This is a genomic window from Bacteroides sp. AM32-11AC (genome assembly GCF_003603515.1).
GTDB classification, from domain to species: Bacteria; Bacteroidota; Bacteroidia; order Bacteroidales; family Bacteroidaceae; genus Bacteroides; species Bacteroides uniformis.
Genome location: NZ_QTNH01000011.1, coordinates 74,105 through 88,864, shown reverse-complemented (window position 1 = coordinate 88,864; position 14,760 = coordinate 74,105). Strand labels below are relative to the sequence as shown.

The window sequence follows — 14,760 nt, the reverse complement described above, 5'->3', positions numbered from 1 at the left end:
TAATAGGAGAAAGGAGGTGAAGGAAAAGCACTTCATCGCCTTTTTGTTATTTTCTTCATTTATAATTCCCTGCCAACCAAAAAATCTTATTACCTTTGCAGGTCACTTTTGGAAACAATAAAAATATAATGATATGAATATCTCTTATAATTGGTTGAAAGAGTATGTCGATTTCGATTTGACACCGGATGAAGTTGCTGCGGCACTGACCTCCATCGGACTGGAAACGGGAAGTGTGGAAGAGGTGCAAACCATTAAAGGCGGACTGGAAGGACTGGTCATCGGCGAAGTGCTGACATGCGAAGCTCATCCCAACTCAGACCATATGCACGTCACTACGGTGAACCTGGGACAAGGTGAACCCGTGCAGATTGTATGCGGCGCTCCGAATGTAGCTGCCGGACAGAAAGTGGTAGTAGCCACGTTGGGTACAAAACTGTATGACGGTGACGAATGCTTTACCATCAAGAAATCAAAACTTCGTGGCGTGGAATCTGTCGGCATGATTTGTGCTGAAGATGAAATCGGTATAGGTACGGACCACGCAGGCATCATCGTACTGCCGGAGACAGCTGTTCCGGGTACGCTTGCCAAGGACTACTATAACATCAAGAGCGATTACGTACTGGAAGTGGACATCACTCCCAACCGTGCCGATGCTTGCTCACATTATGGGGTGGCACGCGACTTGTACGCCTACTTGATACAGAACGGTAAGCCGGCTACTTTAAAGAAACCTTCGGTAGACGCTTTTGCGGTAGAAAATCACGATTTGGATATTAAAGTAACTGTAGAGAACAGCGAGGCATGTCCCCGATATGCCGGCGTTACGGTGAAAGGGGTTACAGTGAAAGAAAGCCCCGAATGGTTGCAGAATAAGTTGCGTATTATCGGCCTGCGTCCTATCAATAATGTGGTGGATATTACCAACTATATCGTCCATGCTTTCGGCCAGCCGCTGCACTGCTTCGATGCAGATAAGATTAAAGGCGGTGAGGTGATTGTAAAGACCATGCCGGAAGGTACTCCGTTTGTAACTCTTGATGGCGTGGAACGTAAATTGAACGAACGCGACCTGATGATTTGCAACAAGGAAGAGGCGATGTGTATTGCCGGTGTGTTCGGCGGTCTGGATTCCGGTTCTACGGAAACCACCAAGGATGTGTTCCTTGAAAGTGCCTACTTCCATCCGACATGGGTACGCAAGACAGCCCGTCGTCATGGATTGAACACAGATGCTTCTTTCCGTTTTGAAAGAGGTATTGACCCGAATGCCACTATTTACTGCCTGAAGCTGGCTGCTTTGATGGTAAAGGAACTTGCCGGAGGTACCATTTCTTCTGAAATAAAAGATGTGTGCGCCGCTCCTGCCAAGGATTTCCGTGTGGAACTTGCCTATGAGAAAGTGAACTCACTGATTGGTAAAGTTATTCCGGTGGATACCATCAAGAGCATCGTGACAAGTCTGGAAATGAAGATTGTAGACGAGACAGCCGAAGGGCTTACACTGGATGTTCCTCCTTACCGTGTGGACGTGCAGCGCGATTGCGATGTAATAGAGGATATCCTGCGTGTCTACGGATATAATAATGTGGAGATTCCGACTACCTTGAAGTCTTGTCTGACTACCAAGGGTGAATATGATAAATCCAACAAACTGCAAAACCTGGTTGCCGAGCAGCTGGTGGGCTGTGGTTTCAATGAGATTCTGAACAACTCGTTGACGCGTGCCGCTTACTATGACAACTTGGAGTCTTATCCGTCGAAGAATCTGGTAATGTTGCTGAATCCGTTGAGTGCAGACTTGAATGCCATGCGTCAGACACTGCTTTTCGGTGGATTGGAAAGCATCTCGCACAACGCCAACCGTAAGAATGCAGACCTGAAATTCTTTGAATTCGGTAATTGTTATCACTTCAACGAGGAAAAGAAGAATCAGGAGAAAGTGCTTGCCGCTTATTCCGAAGACTATCATCTTGGTTTGTGGGTGACTGGCAAGAGGGTGGCCAACTCATGGGCTCATCCGGATGAGAACAGCTCGGTATATGAGCTGAAGGCATACGTTGAGAATGTCTTTGCCAGATTGGGGCTGCACATGCATGATTTGGTTGTCGGCAATCTGACTGATGATATCTATGCTGCCGGTTTATCCGTACAGACAAGGGGTGGAAAGCGGTTGGCTACTTTCGGTATTGTAACAAAGAAGCTGCTGAAGGCATTCGATATTGACAACGAGGTTTACTATGCCGATTTCAACTGGAAAGAATTGTTGAAGGCCATCCGCAATGTGAAGGTGAGCTATACGGAAATCTCCAAGTTCCCTGCCGTGAAACGTGACTTGGCACTGCTGCTCGACAAGAAAGTGCAATTTGCGGAAATCGAGAAGATTGCCTACGAGACGGAGAAAAAGCTGCTGAAGGAGGTCTCTCTCTTCGACGTTTACGAGGGTAAGAATCTGGAAGCCGGTAAGAAGAGTTACGCGGTGAGCTTCCTGTTGCAGGATGAGAATGCCACGTTGAACGATAAGCAGATTGACAAGATTATGTCCAAACTGGTGAAGAACCTGGAGGACAAGTTGGGTGCCAAGCTGCGTTGATTCATTATTCAGAATTTATAATTCATAATTTAAAATACAGTTCCAATGGGAAGAGCGTTTGAATATAGAAAAGCTGCCAAATTGAAAAGATGGGGTCACATGGCAAAGACCTTTACAAGACTGGGTAAACAAATTGCTATTGCGGTGAAGGCTGGTGGTCCGGAGCCGGAAAACAACCCGACACTGCGTTCGGTAATCGCTACTTGTAAGCGTGAAAACATGCCGAAGGATAATATTGAACGTGCTATCAAGAATGCGATGGGTAAGGACCAGAGCGACTATAAGGGTATGACTTATGAAGGATACGGTCCTCACGGTGTAGCTGTTTTTGTGGATACGCTGACTGATAATACTACCCGTACAGTAGCCGATGTGCGTTCCGTGTTCAACAAGTTCGGCGGTAACTTGGGAACAATGGGTTCACTGGCTTTCTTGTTTGACCACAAGTGCGTGTTCACTTTCAAGAAGAAAGACGGTATCGATATGGAAGAACTCATTCTTGACTTGATAGACTATGACGTAGAGGAAGACTACGAAGAGGATGAAGAAGAAGGTACTATCACTATTTATGGTGACCCGAAAAGCTATGCAGCTATCCAGAAACATTTGGAAGAGTGCGGTTTTGAAGATGTCGGCGGTGAGTTTACCTATATCCCGAACGATATGAAGGATGTGACTCCCGAGCAACGCGAAACCATCGACAAGATGATAGAGCGTCTCGAAGAGTTTGATGATGTACAGACGGTTTATACTAACATGAAACCGGAAGAAGGCGGAGAATAATGACATATACATACAAGACGCAAGGTACGTGTAGCAGTAACATCGAACTGGATGTGGAAGATGGTATTGTGAAAGAGGTGGCATTTTGGGGTGGATGTAATGGAAACCTGCAAGGACTTTCACGTTTGGTGAAAGGCATGCCGGTAGATGCGGTGATTGCTCGTTTGGAAGGAATTCGCTGCGGAAGACGTTCCACTTCCTGCCCCGACCAATTGTGCAAGGCATTGCACGAGATGGGGTATTGAGCCTCCTGCCTGAAAGAATGGATGAGAGCCCCTGACATTGAAAGATGCCAGGGGCTTTTTTTGAACCTAACATGGAGGTATTTGTTATTATTTGAGTATTTTTACGCTCTTAATTGAACAGACACAATGAAGAATATTTTTAAAGACTTGAAACGGAGAGACCACAAACGCTATCTGGGCGGTCTGGACGTTTTTAAATATATAGGTCCCGGACTGCTGGTGACTGTGGGCTTTATTGACCCGGGGAACTGGGCATCTAATTTTGCGGCAGGGTCTGAATTTGGCTATTCATTGCTGTGGGTCGTGACTTTATCCACTATCATGCTGATTGTATTGCAGCATAATGTGGCGCATCTTGGCATTGTAACCGGCTTGTGCTTGTCCGAAGCCGCTACCAAATATACTCCTTCCTGGGTGTCGCGTCCCATATTGGGTACAGCAGTGCTGGCTTCCATCTCGACTTCGCTGGCAGAGATATTGGGAGGTGCCATCGCTTTGCAGATGCTGTTTGACATTCCCATCATATGGGGCTCTATCTTGACTACCGTATTTGTAGTCGTCATGCTTTTCACTAATTCCTACAAGAAGATAGAACGTTCCATCATTGCTTTTGTTTCGGTCATCGGGCTCTCCTTTATCTATGAGCTGTTTCTGGTGAAGATAGATTGGTCGCTGGCTGCACAAGGGTGGGTGACACCTTCGTTCCCGCATGGGAGCATGCTGATTATCATGAGTGTACTCGGTGCGGTGGTGATGCCGCATAATCTGTTTCTGCACTCGGAAGTGATACAGAGCCATGAATATAATAAGAAAGATGATGCATCCATCCGTAAGGTGTTGAAATATGAATTGTTCGACACGCTGTTCTCTATGATTGTGGGATGGGCCATCAACAGTGCCATGATACTGCTGGCTGCGGCAACTTTCTTTAAAAGCGGTATTCAGGTGGAAGAGTTGCAGCAGGCCAAATCCTTGCTGGAGCCGTTGCTGGGGAGCAGTGCTGCCGTGGTTTTTGCATTGGCATTACTGATGGCGGGTATATCTTCCACGATAACCAGCGGTATGGCGGCAGGTTCTATCTTTGCCGGTATTTTCGGAGAATCCTATCATATCAAAGACAGTCACTCGCAGGTGGGTGTGATTCTGTCGCTGGGCATTGCACTGCTGCTGATTTTCTTTATCGGAGACCCGTTCAAAGGACTGCTGATTTCACAGATGATACTGAGCATCCAGCTGCCGTTCACGGTTTTCCTGCAAGTAGGACTGACTTCTTCGCGCAAAGTGATGGGGCAGTATGTAAACAGCAAATGGAGTACATTTGTACTTTATGCCATTGCTGCGGTGGTCACTGTGCTGAATATCATGCTGCTGGTATCCGAGTTGACATCTTGAATAATTCATTTCTAAGAAATCAAATAAGTATGAAGATTATTACATATAACGTAAATGGGCTACGGGCTGCCGTGACAAAAGGTTTTCCCGAGTGGCTGGCACAAGAGCAGCCGGATGTGCTTTGTTTGCAGGAAACAAAGCTGCAACCGGAACAGTATCCGGCAGAGGCGCTGGATGCTTTGGGGTATAAGCATTACCTGTATTCTGCACAGAAGAAGGGGTATAGCGGAGTCGCTATTTTGAGCAAGCAAGAACCGGACCATGTGGAATATGGTATGGGTATTGAAGAATACGATAACGAAGGGCGCTTTATCCGTGCCGACTTCGGTGATGTGTCCGTTGTGAGTGTTTATCATCCTTCCGGTACCAGCGGTGATGAACGCCAGGCCTTTAAGATGGTCTGGTTGGAGAAATTCCAGGAATATGTATTGGAGCTGGAACGTACGCGTCCTAAACTCATTCTTTGCGGCGATTATAATATCTGCCATGAGGCAATAGACATTCACGACCCTATCAGGAATGCCACTAACAGTGGCTTCCTGCCTGAAGAGCGGGAGTGGATGACGCGCTTTCTCAATGCGGGATTCATAGATTCCTTCCGTTGGCTTCATCCCGACAAGCAGGAATATACGTGGTGGAGCTATCGCTTTAATTCACGTGCCAAGAACAAAGGGTGGCGCATTGATTATTGCATGGTGAGTGAGCCGGTGCGTCCGATGTTGAAGGAGGCGAGAATATTGGGTGACGTTGTCCACTCGGACCATTGCCCGATGTTGTTGGAAATTACAGAATAATGATGATGGAAACAAAAGACAGAATCGAAAAAGCTGTGGAGCTTTTCAAGAGTGGCTATAACTGTTCGCAATCGGTAGTGGGAGCTTTTGCAGATATGTATGGTTTTACAGAAGAGCAGGCTTTCCGGATGTCCGCCTCTTTTGGTGGTGGCATAGGTCGTATGAGGCAGACATGCGGTGCTGCATGCGGCATGTTCCTATTGGCCGGATTGGAAAAAGGAGCTGTGGAAGGCAAGGACCGTGAAGGTAAGGCGGCAAACTATGCGTTGGTGCAGGAGCTGGCTGCTGAATTCAAGAAACGAAATGGCTCTTTGATATGTGCTGAATTGTTGGGGTTGAGAAAACCGGAAGGTTCGTCCGTTCCGGAAGCCCGTACCGAGCAGTATTATGCTAAACGCCCGTGTGCCAGGATGGTAGAGGTAGCTGCCCAAATTTGGACCGAATACCTGGAAAAAACGTCCTCAAAGTAAGAAAAAAGAACTTTTTTACCCCTTAGTAAGAAAAAAAGTGCCTAATAACGTGTTGTATAACATAAATATACCTATCTTTGCAGCGATATAAAAACACCGACATCTCTATCTTTGGAGATGAGGATAACGTTTAACTAAAAGCAAATAGAAATGTTAAAAGAAAAAGCTGGTAATGTTGCAGGACAGATTTGGACTGCACTGAATGGCACAGATGGCTTGACTCACAAGCAAATCAAGAAAGCAACTAAACTGATCGACAAGGACTTCTTCCTGGGATTGGGCTGGTTGTTAAGAGAAGACAAGGTTTCTACTTCTGAAGTGGAAGGTGAATTGTTTGTAAAGCTGAACTAAGCGAGGAATTGATTGGAATGTTATAAAAAGATGCGTTGGTACATGAATATGTTATCAACGCATTTTTTTTATTTGCTCTGTTTTCACTATCTTTGCGCACCCATTAATAGATAGTTATTGACAATGAAGAATATACGAAATTTTTGCATTATTGCCCATATCGACCACGGTAAATCAACCTTGGCAGACCGTCTGCTGGAATTTACCAATACTATACAAGTAACTAACGGACAGATGCTGGATGACATGGACCTTGAGAAGGAAAGAGGTATCACCATCAAGAGCCATGCCATACAAATGGAGTATACCTATAAAGGTGAAAAGTATATTCTGAACTTGATAGACACTCCGGGACACGTGGACTTCTCGTACGAGGTGTCACGTTCCATCGCCGCTTGTGAAGGGGCGTTGCTTATTGTAGATGCTTCGCAGGGAGTGCAGGCACAGACCATTTCAAACCTCTATATGGCGATTGAGCATGATTTGGAGATTATTCCCGTCATCAACAAATGTGACATGGCAAGCGCTATGCCCGAGGAAGTGGAGGACGAAATCGTTGAACTGTTGGGTTGCAAGCGTGATGAGATTATCCGTGCTTCCGGCAAAACGGGCATGGGAGTGGAAGAGATTCTGGCTGCGGTCATTGAGCGTATCCCCCATCCGGAGGGTGACGAGGAAGCTCCGTTGCAGGCGTTGATTTTCGATTCTGTCTTCAATTCTTTCCGTGGTATCATTGCATATTTCAAGATAGTGAACGGTGTGATTCGTAAAGGGGATAAAGTGAAATTCTTCAATACAGGCAAGGAATATGATGCGGATGAAATCGGAGTGCTCAAAATGGAAATGATGCCACGTCCGGAGTTGCGTACGGGGGATGTAGGCTATATCATCTCGGGTATCAAAACCTCTAAGGAAGTGAAAGTAGGTGATACGATTACGCATATTGCCCGTCCTTGCGAAGTGGCCATCGCCGGTTTTGAGGAAGTGAAGCCGATGGTTTTTGCCGGTGTGTACCCCATCGAGGCGGAAGATTTCGAGGACCTGCGTTCTTCTTTGGAGAAGCTGCAGTTGAATGATGCTTCGCTGACTTTCCAGCCTGAGTCCTCATTGGCTTTGGGTTTTGGTTTCCGTTGCGGTTTCCTTGGGTTGCTCCACATGGAGATTGTGCAGGAACGCCTTGACCGCGAATTTGATATGAACGTTATCACCACTGTGCCCAACGTTTCCTACAATATCTATGACAAGCAGGGAAATATGACCGAAGTGCATAACCCCGGCAGCATGCCCGACCCTACCATGATAGACCGTATTGAGGAGCCTTATATCCGCGCCTCGGTGATTACCACTACTGATTACATCGGCCCTATCATGACTCTTTGTCTGGGCAAGCGTGGCGAGCTGGTGAAGCAGGAATATATTTCAGGTAACCGCGTAGAAATATACTATGACATGCCTCTTGGCGAAATAGTCATCGATTTCTATGATAAATTGAAGAGTATCTCCAAGGGATATGCCTCTTTTGACTATCATCCCCACGGTTTCCGCCCTTCCAAACTGGTGAAGCTGGATATTTTGCTGAACGGTGAGCCGGTGGATGCTCTTTCTACCTTGACACACTTTGACAATGCCTACGAGTTGGGACGCCGGATGTGCGAGAAGTTGAAAGACCTGATTCCGAGACAGCAGTTCGATATCGCCATTCAGGCTGCTATCGGTGCCAAGATTATTTCCCGGGAAACGATTAAGGCTGTGCGTAAGGACGTAACGGCCAAATGTTATGGAGGTGACGTGAGCCGTAAACGAAAATTGCTTGAGAAACAGAAGAGAGGTAAGAAGCGTATGAAACAGATTGGTAATGTGGAGGTACCTCAGAAAGCGTTCCTTGCAGTCTTGAAGCTGGATTGATGTCGAAAGGATGAAATCTTAAATCAAATATACTTCTTTATGATTATTTTGCGTACTGTGAAAAACTTCTCGTCGCTGAATATAGCGGCGAGCATCTTGCTGTTTTTGATGGCTATTTTGGCGGCCGTTATTGCTAATTCACCAATGGCTCCGTTGTATCAGGGCTTTCTTTTGCAGGAACTGCATCTGCGCATCGGAGACTTCAACTTGTTCTCCCATGGCGGTCATCCATTGAAAATGATTGAGTTTATAAACGACTGCCTGATGACTGTTTTCTTTCTGGCTGTGGGGTTGGAGATAAAGCGGGAACTGCTGGTGGGTGAACTTTCTTCCTTTCGTAAGGCCTCTTTACCCTTTGTAGCGGCATGTGGCGGTATGCTGGTGCCGGTCATTGTCTATTCACTTCTGGTCGTTCAGGGTACTCCGGAAACGCGCGGTATGGCTATACCGATGGCTACGGATATTGCTTTTTCATTGGGTGTACTCAGTCTGCTGGGTAAACGGGTGCCTTTGAGTCTGAAAATTTTCCTGACGGCATTTGCAGTGGTCGATGATATTGGCGGCATTCTGGTTATTGCCATTTTCTATAGTTCCGAAGTGGCATACGGATATCTTATTGTAGCTGCTGTCCTTTATTTCTTCCTTTACTATATGGGGAAATTCGGTATGACACAGAAGATATTCTTCCTGCTTATCGGGGTAATTATTTGGTATTTGTTCCTTCAGTCGGGCATTCACAGCACTATTTCCGGAGTGATACTGGCCTTTGTAATACCGGCCCGTCCCCGTTTGGATGCCGGGAAATACATTAAACGCATCCGCGACATTATCGGTGATTTTCCGGTTACCAAATCAGATAATATTATATTGACCAATGAGCAGATTGCCACTCTAAAACAAGTGGAGCGCGCTTCTGATCATGTAATTAGTCCTTTGCAATCCCTGGAAGACAATTTGCATGGTGCGGTAAACTTTGTGATACTGCCGCTCTTTGCCTTTGCCAATGCCGGTGTGGTGTTCAGTGGAGGCGGTGGCGTTGTTGGAGCTGTTAGTATAGCGGTGGCTGCAGGATTGCTTCTTGGCAAGTTTATCGGTATTTTTCTGTTTACCTGGCTGGCGGTCAAGAGTGGTTTGTCCTCAATGCCTCCGGGAATGAATTGGAGAAGTGTTGCCGGAGTATCCTTGTTGGGGGGTATTGGCTTTACGGTATCTTTATTTATTGCCAACCTTTCTTTTGCAGGAGAATATCCGGATCTGCTGAACCAGGCGAAGTTTGGTGTATTGCTGGGAACGATTGTTGCCGGTATGTTGGGATATATGGTACTGAATGCGGTGTTGCCGAAGGTTAAGAACAAATAGATCTCCACTTTGGAATACTGGACGAAGAATCGGTTCTTTAGGGATATTCGGTAAATCCTCTGAAAGATAAGTTGGGATGTGTCAATGATTTAAGAAAACGTATTCTTTGTTACAGAAACAGAAGAAATAGTCCATTATTCTTAAAAAACATTCGTATCTTTGCTGATACAAGTCGAAAAGGACCTTCCGGATATGAAGCACATAAAGGCAGTTGCCGGATACATATTGATTCTTTCTCTCTGCCTCGTGTGTGCACACCCTGCCCATGCGGAGACACGGCGTATTGCGCTGATACACTCTTTCGAGCCGGGCTATCCGCCTGCTGCGAAGGCTCTGGAACTGTTGCAAAAAGAGTTCAGCCTTCTCGGCTTGGACTGCGATGTACGCGAATACTATCTGGACTGCGACCGCTACATGGAGGAGGCAGAAAACCTCCGTATGGCCGGTTTCGTGGACGACCTCTCTGCCTGGGGAGCCGAGTTGATAGCCGTGCTCGACGACCAGGCTGCCTATGCGCTGATGGCATGCAGACACCCGTTGGCGCATGAAATACCCGTTGTGTTCAGCGGTGTGAACTATCCCAACATATCTCTGCTCCTGCAATACCCCAACATCACGGGCTATGCCGACACGCCCGATTACTTGCGTACCATACGCATGATAGAGAGTATCATGGGAAAGTCGCGCATCTGCCTGATGAACGGACAAGTGTTTCTGGACCGCAAGATATGGCATGCGTTGAATGAGCAGTGTCGTGGGCAGGGGTTCGCCATCGTGACCTCTACCGAGGGTGCTTACTTTGCCGGTTCCTCCTATCACCGTGTGCGCGAGAGGGAGACTATCAGCCCTATACTGAAACGGCAGAACATAGACGTGTTGCTGGACACCACGAAGATTGTGCGCATGACGAGCGACTCCATAGCGATACGCCATCTGATGTGGCTGGGACGCGGCGACAATACGTTGCTGCTCTACACCAAGCGAGACTATACCACCAAGCGTGTGGGCATGCTCTTCGACAATCCCACGTTTCAGACCATCAACGAGGGCTTCGGCTTTGCCGACTACTTGCTGGGAGGATATTTCACTCCACTGGAAAGCCAGATAAGATACATGGCGACCGGTATCAAGGAACGCCTCGAAGGGCGGATGCCCCGGCAGCAGGTGACGGAATGCGCCAAGCAGTACGTGCTGAACTGGCATGTGCTGCAGAAGTATGGCATCCCGCTCGAGAGCATTCCGGCAGAGTACACTGTGATGTATATCCCTTTTTCGGAGCGTTACCGCTATCCTATACTTATCGGTTCCATCTTGGGCGCAGTCTTCGTGCTGACGGTGATAGTCTTGCTCTCCTTCAGCCTGCTGCGCGAACGCAGGCGCAAGCGTGAGGCATTGCGAAACCTCCTCTACGAGCATGAGACCCTCTGCCTGGCCATCGAAGGAAATTCTACCTACGCCTGGCGACTGGAGGGAGATTCCGTGTCCTGCGACTCGCAGTTTTGCGAGCTTATTCATCATCGCCCCGGCCGTCTTCTGCTCGATGAAATCACTCCCTACATCCATCCCGACGACTTACCCGCCTTCCGCAAGAACATAGCGGCAAGGCATGAACGCACGCACCACAAGGGGCAGTATCGCTGTAACTTCACCGGTGAGTTCCAGTGGTGGGAGTTCAGCTACAATACCATCCACACCCCCGGACACGCACCCATCATAGCCGGATTGCTGCAGAATATCCAGGAACTGAAAGACCACGAGCAGGAGCTGATAGAATCCCGCGAGCTGGCGGAGCAGGCCGAACTGAAACAGTCGTTCCTCAACAACATGAGCCACGAGATCCGCACTCCGCTCAATGCCATTGTCGGCTTCTCGGACATGCTGGCCAATGAGCCGGAGTTTTCAAACGAAGAGCGGCAGGAGTTTGTGGACATTATCAACACCAATACCAAACTGCTGCTGAAGCTGGTGGGCGATGTGCTGGAACTGTCGCGCATCGAGTCGGGTAACCTCTCGTTCACCTTTCAGCGGGAGAGCGTGTGCCGGTTGCTCGATGACGTCTATCAGACGCATAGCCTGCTTATCCGGCCGCCGTTGCAGTTCCTCAAGGATTTCCCTCCCGAAGATGTGCAGGTGAATGTAGACCCCATGCGACTGACACAGGTACTCACCAACTTCCTGAACAATGCCAACAAGTTTACGAAAGGAGGCAGCATCCGGCTGGGGTATTGCTGTCCGTCCGGCATGAGCGAGGTACATCTTTATGTGGAAGATACCGGCATAGGCATTCCGCACAGCGAGCAGAAGATGATTTTTGAGCGTTTCTACAAGCGTAGCGAGTTTTCCCAAGGCGTCGGGCTAGGCTTGTCCATCTGTGTGCTCATCGTCGAAAAGATGGGAGGACGCATCGAACTCCGCTCCGAGGAAGGTCGTGGAAGCCGTTTCACGGTGGTGCTGCCTTGTATTGAATAAATCCTGATAACTCCCTCTGCCTCCCTTCATCTTCCTTCTCCCTCCTTTCAATGAAAAAGACCATGCAAGTTCTTAAAATTTGTAATCGTAATGTAATGGCTTTATATATAATTTTGCGTACTATTGCCTTTATTTTGAGAAATATAACGTTTTAAGGAGCTAATTTAAAAGAGATTGTGTTAAAGAAAGTGGGGGCATACTGACGGTGCTGCTGGTACGGGATTTCCGGGACAACCCTTATTGTTTTTGGCTTTCTTTACTTTATTGTATTTCAACCTCCATAATCACTGGATTGTGGTCGCTGCACAAATCCAGGTCCGGAGAGTAGTATTCGATACCCTTCAGGCTAGGGGAGTGGAAGATGTAATCAATACGCAACATGCGTTTGGCATAGCGGTAGGTGTACATGTATCCGTTTCCGGCAGTGCGGAATCCGTCTTTGAGGGTTTTCCTCAAATGATGGTAGGTGTAGGAGGAAGGTATTGAGTTGAAGTCGCCGCATAGCAGCACGGGATAGGGGCTGGTCTTGGCGTAGTGGCTGATGACGTAAGTCTGCGTGGCCCGCTTCATGAAGTTTTCGTGCAGGGTGCCTGCGGCATCTTTGGCTGCCTGGACTTCGCGGCGGGTGTCGTCGGTGGCCAGCTCGCGTTCCCACTTCCTGCGCTTCTGGCTAACGCTGGTGGTCTGCAGGTGGTTGTTTATCAGACGTATGGTATCCGTACCCATCACTACATCGCACATCATGCTACAGTTGGAGCTGTGCTGGTAAGTGATGAAACGGTGGTTCGCCAATGGATAGCGGCTGAATACGGCGATAGGCAGTACGCCCTTGACGGAGTCTTCAGAAGGGATGAGCGCATGTGACCAATGCGAGAGTACGCGCCGTATGCTGTCTGTGGGGAAGTCGCTGTTGTCTCCGAACTCCTGGAAGCACAGCACATCCACGCCTTCCTGCTGCATGTACCGGGCTATCTCCTTGCAGGAATAACCGGTAATCTCACCTCCGAAGTTGTGTATGTTGTAGGTGGCTATCTTCAGATACTTGCCTGCCGGGGTTTTGTCTTTCGGCAGGTGGAGCTGGAAGACAGACGTCAGATATCCCCAGTTGCAGAAGAATGCCACCAGCGGAACCAGTGCCCAGCGCTTACGGGCCAATGCCCAGCAGAGTGCCGTTATCAGATTGACAATCAGGAGTACGGGCACTGCCAGCCCCAGTAATGGCATGATGACGGAATCGACCGGAGCCATGTTTCCTGAGAAGGCTGCCACTATGGTGATGGCGCCCAAGATAAATGTCGCTGCTATCAGACAGATGTAGAACAGACCTTTTACGGCGGACTTTCCCATGTTGTTTGCTTATTTATTCACTACGTTCACCGGCTTGCCGTCTTGGTAGGCCTTGATGTTCTCGAGCATAATCTGCATGAGGCGTTCGCGCGCGGCGGTGCTTGCCCAGGCAATGTGCGGAGTGATGTAGCAGTTGCGGGCAGAGAGCAACGGATTGTCGGCACGGGGAGGTTCTTGCGAGAGTACGTCTACGCCGGCGGCATAGATGGTACCGTTGTTAAGTGCGTCGGCAAGGTCTTGTTCGTTGATGAGCGGGCCGCGTCCGGTATTGATGAGGATGGCGGTGGGCTTCATCAGTCGGAGCCGTTCTGCATTTACCATCTCGCGGGTGGAGTCGGTGAGGGGACAGTGCAGACTGATGATGTCACATTCGCGGAACAACTCGTCCAGCTCCATCTTGCGGATTTCGGGAGGAAGCTGGAAGTTGGTCTTGGAGGTGTAGGCACATACCTTCATACCGAAGCCGATGGCGATGCGGGCGGTGGTGAAGCCGGTGTGGCCCAGGCCTACGATTCCAAGCTTCTTTTCGCGCAGTTCGATGAGAGGCGTGTCCCAGAAGCAGAAGTCCTTGCTTGCTGTCCAGCGGCCCCGGTGCACCTCTTCGGAGTGGTGTTGCACTTGCTGGGTGATGTTCAGAATATGGGCAAAGACCATCTGGGCAACGGAGTCGGTGCTGTAGGCGGGAATATTGGTGACAATGATGCCGCGTTCTTTGGCAGCGGCGGTGTCTACGATGTTATATCCGGTAGCCAGCACACCGATGTATTTCAGTTCGGGCAGTGCCGCCATGTGCTCGGCGGTGAGTACAGTTTTGTTGGTCAGCAGGATTTCTGCACCAGCGGCGCGTTCCAATACTTCCGCAGGGGCGGTGCGGTCGTAGATGGTGCACTCGCCCAAGGCTTGCAATTCGTCCCAGCAAAGGTCACCGGGGTTGGCGGCATAGCCGTCTAATACTACTATATTCATGGAGTTATGAGTTATGAGTTATTTGTTGTGGGGATTTTCTGTATCCGACTTTTAATCTCTAATTTTCAATTTTTAATTTGAAT

At 48.5% G+C, this 14,760-nt stretch carries 12 protein-coding genes; 10 read left to right on the top strand and 2 right to left on the bottom strand.

The window, feature by feature from the left end; translation table 11 throughout:
- The first annotated feature begins 133 nt into the window (after positions 1-133).
- From pheT to DW800_RS13105, 10 genes are all read left to right on the top strand, one after another.
- Entirely contained in the window at positions 134-2,596 is a 2,463-nt protein-coding gene (gene pheT, locus DW800_RS13150; protein ID WP_117703964.1) for a phenylalanine--tRNA ligase subunit beta, read from the top strand.
- Between the two features lie 45 nt (positions 2,597-2,641).
- Positions 2,642-3,379 carry a YebC/PmpR family DNA-binding transcriptional regulator gene (locus DW800_RS13145; RefSeq protein WP_005828265.1) on the top strand — a complete coding sequence of 246 codons (738 nt, stop codon included), beginning with the start codon at positions 2,642-2,644 and terminating at the stop codon, positions 3,377-3,379.
- Positions 3,379-3,624: a TIGR03905 family TSCPD domain-containing protein gene (locus DW800_RS13140; protein ID WP_005828266.1), complete on the top strand. Its 246-nt coding sequence runs from the start codon at positions 3,379-3,381 to the stop codon at positions 3,622-3,624. Before DW800_RS13145 ends, DW800_RS13140 begins: the two co-directional genes overlap by 1 nt.
- 126 nt (positions 3,625-3,750) lie before the next feature.
- Positions 3,751-5,016, top strand: a complete 1,266-nt coding sequence (locus DW800_RS13135; protein ID WP_117703963.1) for an Nramp family divalent metal transporter — start codon at positions 3,751-3,753, stop codon at positions 5,014-5,016.
- Positions 5,017-5,045: 29 nt separating this feature from the next.
- On the top strand, positions 5,046-5,810 hold the full coding sequence (locus DW800_RS13130; protein ID WP_005828268.1) for an exodeoxyribonuclease III: 765 nt from the start codon (positions 5,046-5,048) through the stop codon (positions 5,808-5,810).
- Positions 5,810-6,280, top strand: coding sequence for a C-GCAxxG-C-C family protein (locus tag DW800_RS13125; RefSeq protein WP_034532774.1), 471 nt, complete (start codon positions 5,810-5,812; stop codon positions 6,278-6,280). Before DW800_RS13130 ends, DW800_RS13125 begins: the two co-directional genes overlap by 1 nt.
- Positions 6,281-6,430: 150 nt before the next feature.
- A complete protein-coding gene (locus DW800_RS13120) occupies positions 6,431-6,631 on the top strand; it encodes a winged helix-turn-helix domain-containing protein (protein ID WP_005828272.1) in 201 nt (66 codons plus the stop codon).
- A gap of 123 nt (positions 6,632-6,754) precedes the next feature.
- Positions 6,755-8,536, top strand: coding sequence for a translation elongation factor 4 (gene lepA / locus DW800_RS13115; protein WP_117703962.1), 1,782 nt, complete (start codon positions 6,755-6,757; stop codon positions 8,534-8,536).
- 39 nt (positions 8,537-8,575) lie between these two features.
- A complete protein-coding gene (gene nhaA / locus DW800_RS13110; protein ID WP_005828276.1) occupies positions 8,576-9,895 on the top strand; it encodes a Na+/H+ antiporter NhaA in 1,320 nt (439 codons plus the stop codon).
- A gap of 192 nt (positions 9,896-10,087) precedes the next feature.
- Complete coding sequence (locus tag DW800_RS13105; protein ID WP_117703968.1) at positions 10,088-12,364, top strand: PAS domain-containing sensor histidine kinase; 2,277 nt, start codon at positions 10,088-10,090, stop codon at positions 12,362-12,364.
- A gap of 261 nt (positions 12,365-12,625) precedes the next feature.
- Here DW800_RS13105 and DW800_RS13100 read toward each other — a convergent pair whose 3' ends face one another.
- On the bottom strand, positions 12,626-13,711 hold the full coding sequence (locus DW800_RS13100; protein ID WP_117703961.1) for an endonuclease/exonuclease/phosphatase family protein: 1,086 nt from the start codon (positions 13,709-13,711) through the stop codon (positions 12,626-12,628).
- 9 nt (positions 13,712-13,720) lie between these two features.
- A complete protein-coding gene (locus DW800_RS13095; protein WP_035448286.1) occupies positions 13,721-14,677 on the bottom strand; it encodes a D-2-hydroxyacid dehydrogenase in 957 nt (318 codons plus the stop codon).
- Positions 14,678-14,760: the final 83 nt, after the last annotated feature.

What these genes read in the sequence shown, in the direction of transcription:
- pheT (WP_117703964.1), top strand. Translation starts at nt 134, where the DNA reads ATGAATATCTCTTATAATTGGTTGAAAGAGTATGTCGATTTCGATTTG.
- DW800_RS13145 (WP_005828265.1), top strand. Translation starts at nt 2,642, where the DNA reads ATGGGAAGAGCGTTTGAATATAGAAAAGCTGCCAAATTGAAAAGATGG.
- DW800_RS13140 (WP_005828266.1), top strand. Translation starts at nt 3,379, where the DNA reads ATGACATATACATACAAGACGCAAGGTACGTGTAGCAGTAACATCGAA.
- DW800_RS13135 (WP_117703963.1), top strand. Translation starts at nt 3,751, where the DNA reads ATGAAGAATATTTTTAAAGACTTGAAACGGAGAGACCACAAACGCTAT.
- DW800_RS13130 (WP_005828268.1), top strand. Translation starts at nt 5,046, where the DNA reads ATGAAGATTATTACATATAACGTAAATGGGCTACGGGCTGCCGTGACA.
- DW800_RS13125 (WP_034532774.1), top strand. Translation starts at nt 5,810, where the DNA reads ATGATGATGGAAACAAAAGACAGAATCGAAAAAGCTGTGGAGCTTTTC.
- DW800_RS13120 (WP_005828272.1), top strand. Translation starts at nt 6,431, where the DNA reads ATGTTAAAAGAAAAAGCTGGTAATGTTGCAGGACAGATTTGGACTGCA.
- lepA (WP_117703962.1), top strand. Translation starts at nt 6,755, where the DNA reads ATGAAGAATATACGAAATTTTTGCATTATTGCCCATATCGACCACGGT.
- nhaA (WP_005828276.1), top strand. Translation starts at nt 8,576, where the DNA reads ATGATTATTTTGCGTACTGTGAAAAACTTCTCGTCGCTGAATATAGCG.
- DW800_RS13105 (WP_117703968.1), top strand. Translation starts at nt 10,088, where the DNA reads ATGAAGCACATAAAGGCAGTTGCCGGATACATATTGATTCTTTCTCTC.
- DW800_RS13100 (WP_117703961.1), bottom strand. Translation starts at nt 13,711, where the DNA reads ATGGGAAAGTCCGCCGTAAAAGGTCTGTTCTACATCTGTCTGATAGCA.
- DW800_RS13095 (WP_035448286.1), bottom strand. Translation starts at nt 14,677, where the DNA reads ATGAATATAGTAGTATTAGACGGCTATGCCGCCAACCCCGGTGACCTT.